This window comes from Pseudomonas brassicacearum subsp. neoaurantiaca (assembly GCF_013608025.1).
In the GTDB taxonomy this organism is placed as follows: domain Bacteria; phylum Pseudomonadota; class Gammaproteobacteria; order Pseudomonadales; family Pseudomonadaceae; genus Aquipseudomonas.
The window spans coordinates 88,841-105,299 of the sequence record NZ_VDLV01000002.1; the positions used below are offsets into that span (position 1 = coordinate 88,841).

Consider the following 16,459-nt stretch of genomic DNA (forward strand, 5'->3'; position numbering starts at 1 on the left):
GTCTAGCGCCGCAACTCGGCGACAAAGTCGTAGTAGTCGTTGCGGCAATAGGTGTCGGTGACTTCGATGGGCGTGTTGTCTTCCAGGTAGCCGACCCGCGTCATCAACAGCATCGCGGTGCCGGGGGCGATGCCCACCAGGGCGGCGAATTCGTCCGAGGCGTTGATGGCCTGGATGTGTTGCAGGGCGCGGACAACCGGTTTGCCGATGCCATCAAGGAATTCATAAAGCGAATCGCCCACCGCCTGCGGCTTGGGAATGATCGACGCGGGCAGGGTGCTCATCTCGATCGCCATGACCGTGTCATCGGCCTTGCGCAGCCGTTTGAGCCGGGCAACTTTGTCAGTGGGCGACAGGCCCAGGCGGATCAGTTCTTCGTGGGTCGGCGGGGTGATTTCCCGCTCCAGCCACTGCGACCCGGGTACGAAGCCCTTAAGTCGCAGCATTTCGCTGAAACCGCTGAGGCGCGAGAGCGGTTGTTCCAGGCGCGGGGTGATGAACGTCCCCGAGCCTTGGTTGCGGCGGATCAGGCCTTGTTCGAACAGCACTTCCAACGCCTTGCGGGCGGTGACCCGGGAAATGCCCAGTTGCTCGCTCAGGCTGCGCTCGGACGGCATCGCTTGCTCGGCTTTCCACTGGCCGGCATGGATGGCGGCTTCCAGGTTGCGGGCCAGTTGCAGGTAGAGCGGGGTGGGTTGGGTGTCGTCGGGGCGCAGGGTCTGGATGTTGTTCATTTGTTTGTCCGATGCGGTTTTTGTGGGCGTTGTCGCTCGGTGATTGGGGAGGAAGCTAATACCACTTGAATACCATGTCAACGGTGCTTTCCCATGTTGTTCAGTGTTTTCTGGGTGGTGATGAGGGTGGTTATAAAAGTGGTATTAGGGTGGTGATGATATGGCGTTGAATTGCAGCGTTGGGCTGGGTTTTTTTGAGGTCAGTGGTATGCATGAGGGCGGGTTTTGACATTTGATATTTATTTTTGTGGTGAGCGGTGGTGGGCTGTCTCTTTGGTCCGTGTATATATCCGTTTCTGCGGTAACGGCCGCTTAGGGTTCCGCTCTTACAGCGGGTCACTTTCGAAAAGCCCGGAAGCCGGCCCAGTCGAAAGTAACCAAAGCGCCCTTGCCCCACCATTCAGTGCCTCGCCTAGGCTCGGCATGCCCTCACTCCGGCCATCGTGGTTAACGGGGCGCCCGTAATCAACGTCCACCACTAGTAGGCGGCCTGATAGCCGACCTGGTTCTTGGTGGGACTGCGTTTCCCCTGTGCAAGCTCTCTCGCCACAAAAGCTTCCCCGTCATCACGCCACAGATTGATTGACGGTAAATGCTGTGAGAGCGGGCTTGAATGCGAAAGCAGAGGTCAGCTTGCAGTGATGTTGGATATCCACAAGGGTTTTAGGACTGGCACGGTCCTGTGGCGAGGGAGCTTGCTCCCGCTGGGGCGCGCAGCGGCCCCAAAAAATCGATGAGCGCTGCGCACTCAAGCGGGAGCAAGCTCCCTCGCCACAAAAGCTTTCCAGCCATCATGCGATGGCGGTGCTTCAGCCACATAGATGCTGGGCTTGCCGGCCTCTTCGCGAGCAAGCCTGCTCCCACAGGGGAAATGCGATCATCCAGAGCCAGGTCGGCTATCAGGCCGCCTCGCGATAGACGTTGATCTCGGCGCCCCGTTAACCACGCTGGCCGAGCGCAGGCATTGCGCAGTGGGCACCTCGGCATGGATGCCGAGGTAGCCGCGCCGGGCCATGGATGGCCCATCGCGGCGGGCCCACGGAGCAATGCCGGAGTGAGGGCATGCCGAGCCTAGGCGAGGCACCGAGTGGTGGGGCAGGAGCGCTTTGGTTACTTTCGCGCTTTTCGAAAGTGACCCGCTGTAAAAGCGGAACCCTAAGTAGCCGTTACCGCAGCAATGGATATGTACTCCAATTCGATTCAAAAAAGACTACCCGCAAATTTGTGCGAAACATTCCTGAACAGATGGATGGTCTGTCAGACGCACCGAACTTTCCGACAAGTTTTTAAGGTTGTCCCTCGGAAGCGAGGGGCCTAGCCTTTGAGTGTCGTTGCCAATTCAGCGACCGGATTTGACCGTCCGAGAATCTAGACACGCCAGTGTTCCAAGACCTAGTTCAGGCGTTTTTCTTTCGTCTGAGGTATCGTGTCGCGGCAGCTGTGCGTGGGACGTCTTCGGACGTGCCGGTATCTGATTCCCGGTCGGTCAACCCGCGTACAGCTGCCCTTTTTTGTTTGACCGCGAAGAATGGTGGCTCCATTGAATCAGGAGCTCTAAATGATCAAAGAAACCCCCAACCCTCCCAAACCCGCCTCCACCTTCCCCTACGGCGACTACGCCCCCGAAAAGCTGAAAGAAGCCGCCGACCGCGCGATGGACCATTACCTCAAGCCCGACGACAGAGAACCGGAACCCAAACCCTCAGTGCAATTGTTCACCGTATCGGACAGCATCGACACCGAAGCCCTGCTAGCCAACCTCAGCGAAACCCTGGCCTCGGCCAATGCGGTGCTTAGTGACTTGGCCTTCGGCCTGGAAGGCTCGCGGCGGCAGGTGGCGTTGGGAGTGGCGCAGATGATCGAGCTGGGAGAATTGCTGGCGAGCAAGGCCCTGGATCGGGTCGAGCTTCGGGCTTGATGCCATAAGTGCCGGCCTCTTCGCGAACAGGCTCGCTCCCACAGGGCTAGGTGTCCATCACTGGTTCTGTGAGCAACACCGATCCACTGTGGGAGCGAGCTTGCTCGCGATAAATCGAAAGACGAACACAAAAAATTCGGTGGAGCACCGACCCTGTGGCGAGGGAGCTTGCTCCCGCTGGATGCGTCAGCATCCCCTGCGGTGTGATGGCTGGTAAAGCAGGGGGCCGCTTCGCAACCCAGCGGGAGCAAGCTCCCTCGCCACAGAAGCGCCTCGCCGCAAAAAATGATGTTATGGGCGGATTTCGATCATCGTCCCATCCGGCACCAGGCTCCACACCTCGCGCATGTCGACATTGCGCATGGCGATGCAGCCATCGGTCCAGTCCAGGGTATGGAACAACTGCTCGGGGTTTTCTTCCGTGTCGGGGGTGCCGTGGATCATGATCATGCCACCCGGCTCCACGCCTTCGCGGCGGGCGCGGGCGGCGTCGGCGATGTTGGGGTAGGAGATGTGCATCGACAGGTAGAACTTGTCGCTGACCTTGCGCCAATCAATCCAGTAGAAGCCCTCGGGGGTGCGCTTGTCGCCCTCGATCAGCTTGGGGCCTTTCTTGGCGCCCTTGCCCAAGGAGATGCGATAGGTCTTGAGGGGCTTGCCGTCGTTGACCAGCTGCAATTGATGGGCGGATTTGAGCACCAGGACTTTTTCGATGACCTTGCCGTTGTAGGTTCCCACGGCAGCGGCTTGGGACACAGCGGTAAACGACAAGCAGAACAGCACAAGCAACCAGCGCATTGAAACGATATCCCTAGAGGTGTCGCGGCTATATTGGATTTTTCTAAGTATTGGCAGGCTGAGTCAGCGGCGGTATCGACTCGGATCGCACCGGGTAATCCTCGGCCCGCCGGTCAGCGTAGAAGTATTCTAGGGTACGGCCCACGGTGCGGAAAGCCAGCTCGTCCCAAGGGATATCCGCTTCTTCGAACAACTGCACTTCCAGGCTCTCGGGCCCGGCGGCGAAGTCGAGGTCCATCAGTTCGGCGCGGAAGAATACATGCACCTGGCTGATGTGCGGTACGTCGATCAGCGTATAGATATTCAGGTTGCGCACCCGGGCGCAGGCTTCCTCGGCGGTTTCACGCACGGCGGCCTGTTCGACGGTTTCACCGTTTTCCATGAAGCCCGCTGGCAATGTCCAGTAACCACGCCGTGGCTCGATCGCGCGCCGGCATAACAAGACTTTACTGCCCCAGGTCGGTACGCAACCGGCGACGATATTGGGGTTCTGGTAATGAATGGTGTGGCAGGCGTCGCAGACAAAGCGCAGTCGCGAGTCGCCCTCGGGTATGCGCTGGGTTACCGGGTTACCGCACTGGCTGCAGAATTTCATGCTGGGATTCCTGAAGGCTGCGCCTATCTTGGCGTGTACGGGCGGGTATCGGCAAGTTGTCGTTTCGCGACATGACGCGGCGCGGGGGTTGGGCCGCTTGAATGATTGGTGCATGATGCAAGGTAGCGAATAAATCGAGAAGTCTCATGCTGGACGAGCTACTGCATCGAGTAAGCAACCATACCCCGCACGATCTGCAGGCTGACCGACGTTTCCCCGAAGCCGCCGTGCTGGTGCCGATCACTCGCAGTGACGAACCGGAGCTGGTACTGACCTTGCGCGCCAGTGGGCTCTCGACCCACGGTGGCGAAGTGGCGTTCCCCGGTGGGCGCCGGGACCCGGAAGACCCCGACCTGATCTTCACCGCCCTGCGCGAAGCCGAGGAGGAAATCGGCTTGCCACCAGGCTTGGTGGAAGTGATCGGCCCGCTCAGCCCGCTGATTTCGCTGCACGGCATCAAGGTCACGCCTTACGTCGGGGTGATTCCGGATTTTGTCGAATACCAGGCCAACGACGCCGAGATTGCTGCGGTGTTCAGCGTGCCGCTGGAGTTTTTCCGCAAGGATCCACGCGAGCACACCCACCGTATCGATTATCAGGGCCGCAGTTGGTACGTGCCCAGCTACCGTTTCGAGGGGTACAAGATCTGGGGCCTGACGGCGATCATGATCGTGGAGCTGGTCAATCTCTTGTATGACGCCGATATCGACCTGCACACGCCGCCCAAGACTTTCATCAACACCTGATGCCCCGAGGATCCTCATGAAATACCGCCTGGGCGATGCCCGTGTCGAAACTCACCCACAGAGCTGGGTCGCGCCCAACGCCACGCTGGTGGGCAAGGTCCGCCTCGAAGAGGGCGCCAACGTCTGGTTCAACGCGGTGCTGCGGGGCGACAACGAAATGATCCTGATCGGCAAGAACAGCAACGTGCAGGACGGCACGGTGTTGCACACCGACATGGGCTATCCGCTGACCATCGGCACCGGCGTGACCATCGGTCACAACGCCATGCTTCACGGTTGCACGGTGGGGGACTACAGCCTGATCGGCATCAACGCGGTGATTCTCAACGGCGCGAAGATTGGCAAGAACTGCATCATCGGCGCCAATTCGCTGATCGGCGAAGGCAAGGAGATCCCCGATGGTTCGCTGGTGATGGGCTCGCCGGGCAAGGTTGTGCGAGAACTGACCGAGGCCCAGAAGAAAATGCTCGAGGCCAGCGCGGCGCATTACGTGCACAACGCCCAGCGCTACGCTCGCGACCTGGTCGAGCAGGAACAATGAACGCGCCTGAACGCCCGGTTCCTTCGCCCTGCGTGAACATCTGTGCGCTGGATGATGACGATACCTGCACCGGTTGCCAGCGCACCGTGGCGGAAATCACCCGTTGGAGCCGGATGGACAATGATGAGCGCCGCGGCGTGTTGGCGTTGTGTCATGAGCGGGCCAAGGCCAGCGGGCTGGTGTGGATGTTGCCGGCGAGGCGGTGATGTCCACTTGTGAACACAAACCTCCTGTGGGAGCGAGCTTGCTCGCGATGGCGGCGGCACATTCAACAATGCCTCAAGCTGACCCACCGCTATCGCGAGCAAGCTCGCTCCCACAGGGGGTCACGGTTTTTCCTTGATGCCCAACCACCGATCCAACCCCACCACCCCCAGCGCAATCCCGACAAACCCGGCCAATACCCCTCCGGCATTGATGAACACCTGTGGATAACCCAGCCTCGCCACGTCGATGAAAGGGTAGGGGTAGGCCGCCAGCAAATCCCCGCGCAGCAGGATGTAGGCGAAGTACACCAGCGGGTAAATCATCCACAGCCCGATGTGACCCAGGCGCAATGTGCCTTTAGGCACCCACAGCCCCCAATAGATGATGAACAGGACGGGCATGACATCATGCAGCAATTCATCGGCGACAAACTGCCAGCCTTCCGGTTGCCAGAGGTGGCGCAGCAGCACGTTATAGGCCAGGCCGACCAGGGCGATGCTCACCGCGATGCCGCTGCGTACCGCAGGTAGCAGGAACCAGCGCCGGACGGCGGATTCACGCGGGGTCAGTTCCCAGGTCAGCACCACGGCGGCGAGGGTATTGGTCAGCACCGTGAAAAAACTGAAGAAGTTGACCAGCCCACCCAACAGGCTCGCGCCCAATTCCCAGCGACCCAGCAGGATCAGGTAAAGCTGGACGCTCAACCCCACCCAGCCGAGCAACGCCAGCATCGACACGAAACCGGTTCGCACGTCCACGGTTCAGAGGGGCCGTTTGGTGCGCATCAACTTGATGTACAGGCGCTCGACTTTGTCCCGCGCCCAAGGCGTCTTGCGCAGGAAGGTCAGGCTCGACTTGATGCTCGGGTCGCTCTTGAAGCAGCGGATATCGATGCGCTCAGCCAGGCCCGACCATTCGTAATGCTGCACGAGGACATTGAGGATCTGCTCCAGCGTCACGCCGTGCAGCGGGTTGTTGTTCGGTTCGGTCATGGCGGGCCTTTGCATGAAGAAGTCTAAAGCCGCGCACCTTAGCCGAGGTGCCCGTTGGGTGGAAGTATGGCGTTTATCGTGGCTGCGTGAAGCTGGGCACACTGTTACCGAATCCGAGATGATCCATGTCAGCAAAAGCACTTTCTCTATTTGTAACAGGACATTATCCTTGCGCCGCCTGCTGAAACGCTTCTTCTGGCGTGCCAGAGCCTCTGCGTTACAGCTATTCCCATTGAAAGATCCAAAGAACGCTCAATGTCCTGATCCTGAAAGACAGCGCTGTCTTGATGAGTTCCTGTGGGAGCGAGCTTGCTCGCGATAGCGACTGCACAGCAAACATTGAAGCCGACTGACACGCCGCCATCGCGAGCAAGCTCGCTCCCACAAGGGATCGCGGCAATCGAATTTGCCTTTTTTCAACTGAACCATGCCCCGCCAGGATCGTCATCTAAAGTGACACCTTGCGCGGGACTCCTTAAAACGTCACGGAGATACAACTATGAGCACTGAGGGTGCTTTGAGTCGAAGCCGTCTGCTACCGAGCCTGCTCGGCATTCTGCTTCTATTGATGGGCCTGGCCCTGTTGGCCGGGGGAATCAAGCTGAGCACGCTTGGCGGCTCGCTGTATTACTTGCTGGCCGGTATCGGCCTGGCGATTACCGGCGTACTGCTGATCATGGCCCGTCGTGCGGCCCTGGGCCTGTACGCGCTGGTGTTGTTCGCGAGTACGGTCTGGGCGCTGTGGGAAGTGGGTCTGGATTGGTGGCAACTGGTGCCGCGCCTGGCAATGCTGTTTGCCTTGGGCATTGTCCTGTTGCTGCCATGGTTCCGCCGCCCGTTGCTCACCGCCGATGCATCGCCCATGGGCACCCGTGCCTTGGGTGCCGCGGTGATCATCGCCGGTATCGCCGCCCTCGCCAGCCAGTTCACCAACCCCGGTGAAATCAAGGGCCAACTGGACCGCGACAGCGTGCCGGGCATGGCCAACACCGCACCGGCCATGCCGGACGGGGACTGGAACTCCTACGGCCGCAGCGCTCACGGCGACCGTTATTCGCCGCTGGCGCAAATCACCCCTCAGAACGTCAGCAAGCTGAAGGAAGCCTGGACGTTCCGCACCGGTGACTTGCCAGGGCCGAACGATCCGGGCGAGACCACGGCGGAAAACACCCCGCTGAAGGTCAACGGCATGCTCTACGTTTGCACGCCCCACAGCCAGGTGATTGCCCTTGAGCCTGAAACCGGCAAGGAAATCTGGCGTTTCGATCCGAAGCTTTCCACGCAAAAAGCCGAAAACTTCAAGGGTTGGGCCCACATGACCTGCCGTGGCGTGAGCTATCACGACGACGCGGTATACGCCTCGGCCGAGCAGAGCCCGACCGGCACGGCCAGCACCACGCCTGCGAGCACCGTGTGCCCACGGCGGATCTTCCTGCCGACCGCCGACACCCGCCTGATCGCCCTCAACGCCGACACCGGCAAGATGTGTGAAGACTTCGGCGACAAAGGCCAAGTGGACCTGAGCGCCAACATCGGCGGCTTCACGGCGGGCGGTTACTACTCCACCTCGCCACCGGCGGTCACCCAGAACCTGGTGGTGATCGGCGGCCACGTCACCGACAACGTCTCCACCGACGAGCCAAGCGGCGTTATCCGCGCCTATGACGTGCACACCGGCAAACTGGTGTGGAACTGGGACAGCGGCAACCCGGACGACACCACGCCGATTGCCGAAGGCCAGACCTACACCCGCAACTCGCCGAACATGTGGTCCATGTTCAGCGTCGATGAAAAACTCGGCATGCTCTACCTGCCGATGGGCAACCAGACCCCCGACCAGTTCGGTGGCATGCGTACCCCGGAATCGGAAAAATATTCAGCCGGCCTGACCGCACTGGACATCGCCACCGGCAAGGTGCGCTGGTACTTCCAGTTCACTCACCATGACCTGTGGGACATGGACGTTGGCGGCCAACCGACCCTGATGGACATGAAGACTGCCGATGGCGTGAAGCCGGCAGTATTGGCGTCGACCAAGCAGGGCAGCATCTACGTGCTGGACCGCAGCAATGGCCAGCCGATCATTCCGATCAAGGAAATCCCTGTGCCGCAAGGCGCGGTGGAAGGCGACCACACCTCACCGACCCAGCCGATGTCCGACCTGAACTTCGTGCCGCCGGTCCTCAAGGAACGCGACATGTGGGGCGTGACGCCGTTCGATCAGATGCTGTGCCGGATCGACTTCAAGTCGCTGCGTTACGACGGCATGTTCACGCCGCCGTCGCTGCAGGGCTCGATCGTCTACCCGGGCAATTTCGGCGTGTTTGACTGGGGCGGCATTTCGGTGGATCCAGTGCGTCAGATCGCCTTCGTCAACCCAAGCTACATGGCGTTCAAGTCGAAATTGGTTCCAGCAGCGGAAGTTGCGGGTGGCCCAGGCCGCAAGAGCGAAACCGAAGGTGTGCAGCCGAACAAAGGCGCGCCGTATGGCGTGATCCTCGAAGCGCTGCTCTCGCCCATGGGCCTGCCATGCCAGGCGCCTGCCTGGGGTTATGTGGCAGCCGTGGACCTGACCAACAACAAGACCCTGTGGAAGCACAAGAACGGCACCGTGCGCGACAGCTCGCCGGTACCGATCCCGCTGAGCATGGGCGTTCCAAGCCTGGGCGGGACGTTTACCACCGCCGGTGGCCTGGCGTTCCTCAGCGGTACGCTTGACCAGTACCTGCGCGCCTACGACGTGAAAAACGGCAAGCAGTTGTGGGAAGGCCGCCTGCCCGCGGGCGCCCAGACCACACCGATGACCTACACCGGCAAGGACGGCAAGCAATATGTGCTGGTCGTTGCGGGTGGCCACGGTTCCCTGGGCACCAAGCAGGGTGACTATGTGATTGCTTACAAGCTGGCGGATTAATCCCGACCGGCGCCCATGAAAAAGGCGACACCCGCAAGGGTGTCGCCTTTTTTGTTCTACTTCTGCGAACACTAAAGCTCTTGTGGCGAGGGGATTTATCCCCGTCGGGCTGCGAAGCAGCCCCCCAAACAGTCACCTCAATCTATCTGAGCCACCGAGTTGGCAGGTTTAGGGCTGCTGCGCAGCCCAGCGGGGATAAATCCCCTCGCCACAAATAAATCCCTTAGCCACAAGGATTGTGTTCAGTCTGTTTTACCGTTCGATCTTGACCGCCTGCGCTTTTGTGGCGAGGGAGCTTGCTCCCGCTGGGCTGCGAAGCGGCCCCCTGCTTTGCCAGCCATCCCACCGCAGGGGGATGCTGACGCATCCAGCGGGAGCAAGCTCCCTCGCCACAGGGGATCGTGCTCCGCCTTGGACTTGTGCGCAGCCTTGAGCTTTTACAGTTCGATCTTGACCGCCTGCGAAGCCCGGGTTGCCTTGGCGCGGGCGGCTTCGATGGATTCGTCGCGGGCCAGGGCCACGCCCAGGCGGCGCTGGCCGTTGACTTCCGGCTTGCCGAACAGGCGCAGCGCCGTGTCCGGTTCGCTCAGGGCGGCGCCCAGGTTGGCGAACGCGGTCTGGGTCGATTGGCCTTCCACCAGGATCACCGCCGAGGCCGATGGGCCGAACTGGCGGATCAACGGGATCGGCAAACCAAGAATGGCGCGTGCATGCAGGGCGAACTGCGACAAGTCCTGGGAAATCAGCGTCACCAGGCCTGTGTCGTGTGGGCGCGGCGAGACTTCGCTGAACCACACCTGATCACCCTTGATGAACAGCTCGACGCCAAACAGGCCACGACCACCCAAAGCCTCGGTCACCGCCTTGGCGACGCGCTCGGATTCGGCCAGGGCCGCCGGGCTCATGGCCTGTGGCTGCCAGGATTCCTGGTAGTCGCCCTTTTCCTGACGGTGGCCGACCGGCGCGCAGAAGGTGGTACCGCCTACATGACGCACGGTCAGCAGGGTGATTTCGTAGTCGAAATCAATGAAACCTTCAATGATGACCCGGCCCTTGCCCGCGCGGCCGCCTTCTTGTGCGTAATCCCAGGCTTTCTGCACGTCATCGGCACTGCGCAGCAGGCTCTGGCCTTTGCCCGAAGAACTCATCACCGGCTTGACCACGCACGGGAAACCCAGGGTTTCCACAGCCTTGCGGTAGTCTTCCACGGTGTCGGCGAAAAAGTACGGCGAGGTCGGCAGGCCCAGCTCTTCAGCGGCCAGGCGCCGGATGCCTTCGCGGTTCATGGTCAATTGCGCGGCGCGGGCCGTCGGGATCACGGTGAAGCCTTCGGCTTCCAGTTCCACCAGGGTCGCGGTGGCGATGGCTTCGATTTCCGGCACGATGTAGTGCGGCTTCTCGGCCTCGATCACCGCGCGCAGGGCGGCGCCGTCGAGCATGTTGATCACATGGCTGCGATGGGCCACTTGCATGGCCGGCGCGTTGGCGTAGCGATCCACGGCAATCACTTCAACGCCCAGGCGCTGCAGTTCGATCACCACTTCCTTGCCCAGCTCACCGCTGCCACACAACAAAACGCGGGTCGCGGTGGGCGACAATGGGGTTCCGATACGGGTCATCTGAAGGTCCTCAAACAGGAGCGGGTCATCGGGGCGCGCGCCGGGCGAGCTTCCCATGGGGAGAAAGCGCGGCATTTTACATGAACCGCGTCAGCCGGCGACGGCCTGTTTGCGCAGACGCCAGGCCATGATCAGCCAGACAGCGGTGACGCCGGCGAATTTCGACAGCAGTGCGGTGATCACTACGGCTGGGGTCAAGGCGCCGATCAGACCAAAGAAAATGAAGGTGTCCAGGGGAATGCTCAGGGCCGAGCTTATCCACAGGCGATCGTGCAATGGGCGCTTGGTGACCGTGAATACCAGCCAGTCGATGCACTCGGAGACGGCGAAGGCCGTGGCGCTGGCCAAAGCGATGGTCGGGTCGGAGGTGACGTAGGACAACACCAGCGCCGCCAGCATCGCCGCGATGGCGCCATGGCCGAAGCGGGTCTGCACCATGTCCCGCAGGATAAACACCAGCCCACCCCAGGCCGACCAGATGACGTCCAGGTGCGGCGCGGCGGAGAAGGCGAAGTTGATCAGCACGACGCTGCCGATGTAGGCGAGCAGGAAAAGCATGGGGCCGGGTACCTGATGGGGATGGAATGTTGGGTGAAACGCTCAAGGGCAACGAGGCCCCCTGTGGCGAGGGAGCTTGCTCCCGCTGGGCTGCGAAGCAGACCCAAAACCTGACAACTCGGTGGATCAGATAGGTCGAGGTGATTGCTTTGGGGGGCTGCTGCGCAGCCCAGCGGGAGCAAGCTCCCTCGCCACAATGGGTTGGCGGCGTGAGTGGGTGGAGGGTACTTCAGGTACCGCCAGTTCCTCAATCTTCCTCACTGTCATCCAGCTTCCCGTTCCTTAATCCTCCTCACTGTCATCCAGCTTCCAATACCCCACCGCCTTGACGAAATCCTGGTCCAACCCTTTTTCCTCCAGCAGCACCTTGCGAATCTGCCGAGACACTTTGCTTTCGGTCGCGACCCAGGCATACAGCTTGCCTGCCGGCATTTCCAATTGCTGCACGGTGCGCAGCAGGCTGTCGTGGCGGCCCTCGCGCAGTACCCAGATCACATGCACCTGCGCCGGGCTGTGGAGCACTTGCTGTTCGGCGCCATTTTCAACTTCCACCACCACCAGGGCCCGTCGGTTGGGCGCCAGGCCTTCGAGGCGGCGGGCGATGGCGGGCAGGGCGGTTTCGTCGCCGATCAGCAGGTAGCTGTCGAAGATGTCCGGCACGATCATCGAACCCCGCGGCCCGGCGATGTACAGGTATTGCCCCGGCGCCGCCTGCGTCGCCCAGGTCGCGGCAGGGCCGTCGCCGTGGAGCACGAAGTCTATGTCCAGCTCCAGGGTTTCCAGGTCATATCGGCGCGGGGTGTAGTCGCGCATCTCGGGCATCGGTCCCTGGGCTTTGCCGGCAGCGGGGTTGAAGTTTTCCAGGGCGGCCTGTTCCTCGGCGTTCTGCGGGAACAATAACTTCACGTGATCGTCGGTGCCCAGGCTGACGAACCCGGCCAGTTCGGGCCCGCCGACAGTGATGCGGCGCATGCGTGGGGTCAGGTCGACGACGCGCAGCACTTGCAGGCGGCGGCGTTTGATTTCGTGGTTGATGCGATGGATGGTGTTTGGATCGACTTCAGTCATGCTTTCACTCCGAAACGTTTCGACGGTCTGGGCCGCTCATTTATACACCCCTTGGGGTATAGACGAGGGACAGGCTCATGGCTTTACACCAGAGACGCTAGCACGGGGCGGCAATCAGCCGAGGTCGCCTCTGGTCACTGCAAGCTGCGGGAAATGTCGCTGCGTTATGCCGTCCATTTCGTGTAACTGCGTCCCAACTTGCCACCCCACGTATTTACTGGGCCAAATAGAATAATGTAAGAAACTTCCTACATACCTTTTTACAATTTAAAGATAGCTGTCGAATATTCCTCGCTGTGCATGCCACTTTTACTACGAGCTTGTGGGAATCGGCCTGCTTTTTTTTGCGAAAGAAGAGTTGATTATGGCGCCGCGTTGAAGGTTCAAGTCCGGTCGCCGGCAACTTGGGCTTCACGTTCTCTTCTTCTTCTTTCCAATTGCAAAGACAGGTATGAAAAACATGCTCAAACAATTCGTATCCGCTACCGCCCTGGCCGCCACTGCCCTGACTTCGTCACTGGCGTTCGCCGCCGGCGAGGCGAGTTCGTCCATCCATATCAAGGCGCACATCCCAACCCAGCAGTTCCATGTGCAGCCGCGGGACCCTAACTTCGGTAAGGACGAGACCATGAGCTACAACCTGGTCACCAGCGAGCTGACCAGACTGCGTGCAACCTATGACGTGAAGAATACCGACGGCTCGGTCCATGCGTACATCGAAGGTGGCCCGGCTTCGCTGTACAACGGCAACAACGCGATCCCGCTGACCACCACCTTCAACGGCGTCACCCTGACGGCCACGCCTCAGGAAGTGGTCAGTGACGCGGCCTCCACTCCAGGCACCCAGGCCGACCTGGTCATCGCCGCCGCGAAGCCTGCCGCTACACAGACCGGCATCTATACCGCCGACATGACTGTGATCTTCGATGCGGTGCCTAGCACAATCCGGTAAGGCCTTTGCTCGGTGAGTTTTTCCCCGACTCCCGGACATTGCCGCAGGTCGGCCGGTTCTCCCCAGCCGGTCGGCTTGCACCTGAGAAACGCTCCGACACTTTGTTGATGATGAGAATCCGTCGATGTTTCCGATGACACCCCTTGCAGGTGCGCTCGCGCTATTGTTGTGCGCGAACGCATTGGCCGCGCCGACTGCCCCCGGTACGACACCAAGAAGCCTGTTGTCCCAGGCCAAGGGCCTGCCGGCAGAGTTTGAATCGCACTTCTTCGATGTACCCCTGGCGGTTCGTATTGAACTCAATCAACAGTACCTTGGCGAAGCCATGGTGGTCTTGACGCGGGACGACCGTATTACCCTGCTGGAGTTTACGGACACGCAGGACAGCCCGATAAAAGCCGTCGAGCGCGAACAATGGGAACAGTATTTCAAACAAGGTCAATTGCTGGGCTCGTGTGAAGCCAACTGTCCGTCAGGGCTGCTGGCGGTGCACTACAGCCTCGAGAATTCATTGGTGTCGATCCTCACCCGGAGTGTGGAGCGCAACACCGAGACCAAGCGTTATTACGACCAGCCGGAAGGCGGCAGCCTTGGCCTGATCTTCAATAACCAACTCAATATCAATGGTGGCCAAGAGCAGGATACCGGCGGGCGCTACGGCCTCAACGCCAGTTCCAGCGTTGGCAACTGGAGCCAGACGTTGAACATGCAACTGTCGCGTCTTGGCGGGCCGGATGACAAGCTGTATCACGCTATCCATGAACTCCATACCCAGCGAGAGCTGGAGGGGACGTTCTTTCGCCTGGGCTACTTCACGCCCGGCTCCGATGGCTTGAATCGCCAGATTCGCTCGTTCGGCGCCAACCCGGACACGGCGTTGGGCATGATGTATGGCAGCTCCGACAGCCTGGCGATCAACAATCCGAAACCCAGCGTCTACCCGATCTACGTGACCGCCAGCCGCCAGGCTTCGGTAGAGATCTATCGCAACGGCCTGCTGATCAATACCCAGGCGGTGAGCGCCGGTTTGCAGAGCCTGGACACCCGGCCCTTGCCCGGCGGTATCTATGAAGTGGAAGTGCGGTTGGTCGAGGACGGGCAAACCACCGCCACCAGCCAGGAGCTGGTCTACAAACCCAATAACTGGAGCGACGCCGAGGAACGCTGGCGCTACAACCTGTTCGCCGGTCGCGAAACCCGGCTGTGGAGCAACTGGGAAGACCAACCCTCGGGTTTCGTGACGGCGGGGCTCGGCCTCAACTACCTGGCGCATCCTCGGGTGATCCTGGGCGCCTCCACACGCCAGGTGCAGGACAAGCTGCAAGTAGGCACCTCGGTGGACTGGACGCTCGCCAGCAGCACCAGCCTGTACGCCAACGTCTATCAAACCCAGCAGTACGGCACTGGCCTGGACGTGCAAGGTTTGTACAGCTATGGCCTTGGCAGCGTGGTAGCCAGCCATAACCGCAGCTGGCTGGACACCCGCAACACCTACGAAACCCTGCCGGACGGAACGCGTATCCGCCAGCGCAACGTGTTTGTCGGCCAGACCAGCAACTCGTCACTGTCAGTCAATCACCGCTTGAGCAACAAGACCTCCCTCAACGGGCGGCTGGCCTACAGCGAAGGCAATGTCCAGGGGACCGGCCTCGATCTGGGCTGGAGCCAGCGCGGCAAGCTGGCCGGCAGCGACGCCAACTGGCGGCTGTCGGTGTTCGATCGCCCCGGCACGTCGAGCACCGCCGACAAACGCAATCGCGGCGTTGACCTGAGCGTCAACATCGCGTTGGGCGGGCCGGGCGAATACTGGTCGGGCAGCATCGGCACGCGCACCTCACGGGAGGGCACGCGGGACAACAATGCTTCGCTGGGCTATCGCCGCGACCTGGAAGATCACGTGCTGCAAAGCGTCTCCGCCACGGCGCTGGCCGACACCTATGGCGTGGGCCTGTCCGGCATCGCCAGTTTCACCACCGATTCGCTTTACGGCGACGGTTTCGTCCAACGCTCATCCTATAACGACAACCTCACCGGCGGCCTCAACCTCAGCAGCACCGTGGCCGTGGGCGGCAGCAAAGCCGCCTTCACCGGCGTGCACCAAGGGGGTGGCGCGGGGATGATCGTCGATGTGGAAACCGACCTGGACGATATTGCCCTGCGCGCCGACGACTTGACCGGCGGCAGTACCGAGTTGCGTCCGGGCCGTAACTTCGTGCCGATCACCGCCTACAAGAACAGCATGGTGACCTTCGATTTTGACGGCCTGCACCCGCCAGCGGCGAACATCGAGCCGTCGCGCACCCGTTATCACCTGAACAAGGGCGGGGTGGATTACCGCCGGATCAGCGTGATGAAAACCGTGACCGTGCTCGGCCGTTTGCTCGACGAACACGGACAGCCGCTCAAGGGCCACCACGTGATCAACCACGCCAGTCGCGGCATCAGTGAGGTGGACGGGTTCTTCTCCATGGAAATGAATGCCAGTTCCCCAACCTTGGAAGTGCGCTACGGCAACGAGCTGTTCTGCCGGTTCCGCCTTGATCCGGACAGTGCCAGTCGCGAAGGCGATGTGTTGATGATCGGTGACTTGCGTTGTACTTCCGACACCCTCGCCGACACGACGCTTGCCGAGGCGCACGCCGAGAAGCAGCGCTCATGAGGCCAGAGAACCAGCTGATGCCGTGGCGAGGGAGCTTGCTCCCGCTGGGCTGCGAAGCGGCCCCAAAAGCCAGCCATCACACTGTTGGGGACGCTGTCGCGTCCAGCGGGAGCAAGCTCCCTCGCCACGAGGTTTCCTTGATGTATGGGGGTGTACGA

General features: G+C 61.0%; 15 protein-coding genes. 7 read left to right on the forward strand and 8 right to left on the reverse strand.

Features of this window, described 5'->3' with window-relative positions; translation table 11 throughout:
- Positions 1 to 2: 2 nt before the first annotated feature.
- Entirely contained in the window at positions 3 to 734 is a 732-nt protein-coding gene (locus FHK92_RS01805; RefSeq protein WP_181286541.1) for a GntR family transcriptional regulator, read from the reverse strand.
- A 1,558-nt stretch (positions 735 to 2,292) separates the two neighbouring features.
- Between FHK92_RS01805 and FHK92_RS01810 the strand changes: the two genes are divergently transcribed.
- Positions 2,293 to 2,652, forward strand: coding sequence for a DUF6124 family protein (locus FHK92_RS01810; RefSeq protein WP_181286542.1), 360 nt, complete (start codon positions 2,293 to 2,295; stop codon positions 2,650 to 2,652).
- Between the two features lie 291 nt (positions 2,653 to 2,943).
- Here FHK92_RS01810 and FHK92_RS01815 read toward each other — a convergent pair whose 3' ends face one another.
- Together FHK92_RS01815 and FHK92_RS01820 are read right to left on the reverse strand one after the other, a co-directional pair.
- Complete coding sequence (locus FHK92_RS01815) at positions 2,944 to 3,450, reverse strand: L,D-transpeptidase family protein (protein WP_181286543.1); 507 nt, start codon at positions 3,448 to 3,450, stop codon at positions 2,944 to 2,946.
- Between the two features lie 43 nt (positions 3,451 to 3,493).
- On the reverse strand, positions 3,494 to 4,045 hold the full coding sequence (locus tag FHK92_RS01820; RefSeq protein WP_181286544.1) for an NUDIX hydrolase: 552 nt from the start codon (positions 4,043 to 4,045) through the stop codon (positions 3,494 to 3,496).
- A 146-nt stretch (positions 4,046 to 4,191) separates the two neighbouring features.
- Between FHK92_RS01820 and FHK92_RS01825 the strand changes: the two genes are divergently transcribed.
- Genes FHK92_RS01825 through FHK92_RS01835 form a run of 3 tightly spaced genes read left to right on the forward strand, consistent with a single transcriptional unit; the run spans position 4,192 to position 5,538 of the window.
- Positions 4,192 to 4,791: a CoA pyrophosphatase gene (locus FHK92_RS01825; RefSeq protein ID WP_181286545.1), complete on the forward strand. Its 600-nt coding sequence runs from the start codon at positions 4,192 to 4,194 to the stop codon at positions 4,789 to 4,791.
- 16 nt (positions 4,792 to 4,807) lie between these two features.
- Positions 4,808 to 5,332 carry a gamma carbonic anhydrase family protein gene (locus FHK92_RS01830; protein WP_181286546.1) on the forward strand — a complete coding sequence of 175 codons (525 nt, stop codon included), beginning with the start codon at positions 4,808 to 4,810 and terminating at the stop codon, positions 5,330 to 5,332.
- On the forward strand, positions 5,329 to 5,538 hold the full coding sequence (locus FHK92_RS01835) for a DUF1289 domain-containing protein (protein ID WP_181286547.1): 210 nt from the start codon (positions 5,329 to 5,331) through the stop codon (positions 5,536 to 5,538). The genes FHK92_RS01830 and FHK92_RS01835 overlap by 4 nt, the downstream gene beginning before the upstream one ends.
- A gap of 120 nt (positions 5,539 to 5,658) precedes the next feature.
- Here FHK92_RS01835 and FHK92_RS01840 read toward each other — a convergent pair whose 3' ends face one another.
- Positions 5,659 to 6,270, reverse strand: a complete 612-nt coding sequence (locus tag FHK92_RS01840) for a Pr6Pr family membrane protein (protein ID WP_181286576.1) — start codon at positions 6,268 to 6,270, stop codon at positions 5,659 to 5,661.
- Between the two features lie 30 nt (positions 6,271 to 6,300).
- Positions 6,301 to 6,531 carry a VF530 family protein gene (locus FHK92_RS01845; protein ID WP_181286548.1) on the reverse strand — a complete coding sequence of 77 codons (231 nt, stop codon included), beginning with the start codon at positions 6,529 to 6,531 and terminating at the stop codon, positions 6,301 to 6,303.
- A gap of 499 nt (positions 6,532 to 7,030) precedes the next feature.
- Here FHK92_RS01845 and FHK92_RS01850 point away from each other — a divergent pair, with 499 nt between their 5' ends.
- The gene (locus FHK92_RS01850; protein ID WP_181286549.1) at positions 7,031 to 9,445 is read left to right on the forward strand and encodes a glucose/quinate/shikimate family membrane-bound PQQ-dependent dehydrogenase; all 2,415 of its coding nucleotides are present in this window, start codon (positions 7,031 to 7,033) and stop codon (positions 9,443 to 9,445) included.
- 437 nt (positions 9,446 to 9,882) lie between these two features.
- Here FHK92_RS01850 and purT read toward each other — a convergent pair whose 3' ends face one another.
- The 3 genes from purT to FHK92_RS01865 form a co-directional block, all read right to left on the reverse strand.
- Complete coding sequence (purT, locus tag FHK92_RS01855) at positions 9,883 to 11,064, reverse strand: formate-dependent phosphoribosylglycinamide formyltransferase (RefSeq protein WP_030138548.1); 1,182 nt, start codon at positions 11,062 to 11,064, stop codon at positions 9,883 to 9,885.
- 90 nt (positions 11,065 to 11,154) lie between these two features.
- Positions 11,155 to 11,622 carry a VUT family protein gene (locus tag FHK92_RS01860; protein ID WP_181286550.1) on the reverse strand — a complete coding sequence of 156 codons (468 nt, stop codon included), beginning with the start codon at positions 11,620 to 11,622 and terminating at the stop codon, positions 11,155 to 11,157.
- 282 nt (positions 11,623 to 11,904) lie between these two features.
- A complete protein-coding gene (locus FHK92_RS01865) occupies positions 11,905 to 12,690 on the reverse strand; it encodes a siderophore-interacting protein (RefSeq protein WP_181286551.1) in 786 nt (261 codons plus the stop codon).
- 460 nt (positions 12,691 to 13,150) lie between these two features.
- Between FHK92_RS01865 and FHK92_RS01870 the strand changes: the two genes are divergently transcribed.
- The gene (locus FHK92_RS01870; RefSeq protein WP_181286552.1) at positions 13,151 to 13,642 is read left to right on the forward strand and encodes a CS1 type fimbrial major subunit; all 492 of its coding nucleotides are present in this window, start codon (positions 13,151 to 13,153) and stop codon (positions 13,640 to 13,642) included.
- Between the two features lie 124 nt (positions 13,643 to 13,766).
- Positions 13,767 to 16,301 (forward strand): CS1-pili formation C-terminal domain-containing protein, encoded by a 2,535-nt coding sequence (locus tag FHK92_RS01875; protein ID WP_181286553.1) that lies wholly within the window; start codon positions 13,767 to 13,769, stop codon positions 16,299 to 16,301.
- Positions 16,302 to 16,459 lie beyond the last annotated feature (158 nt).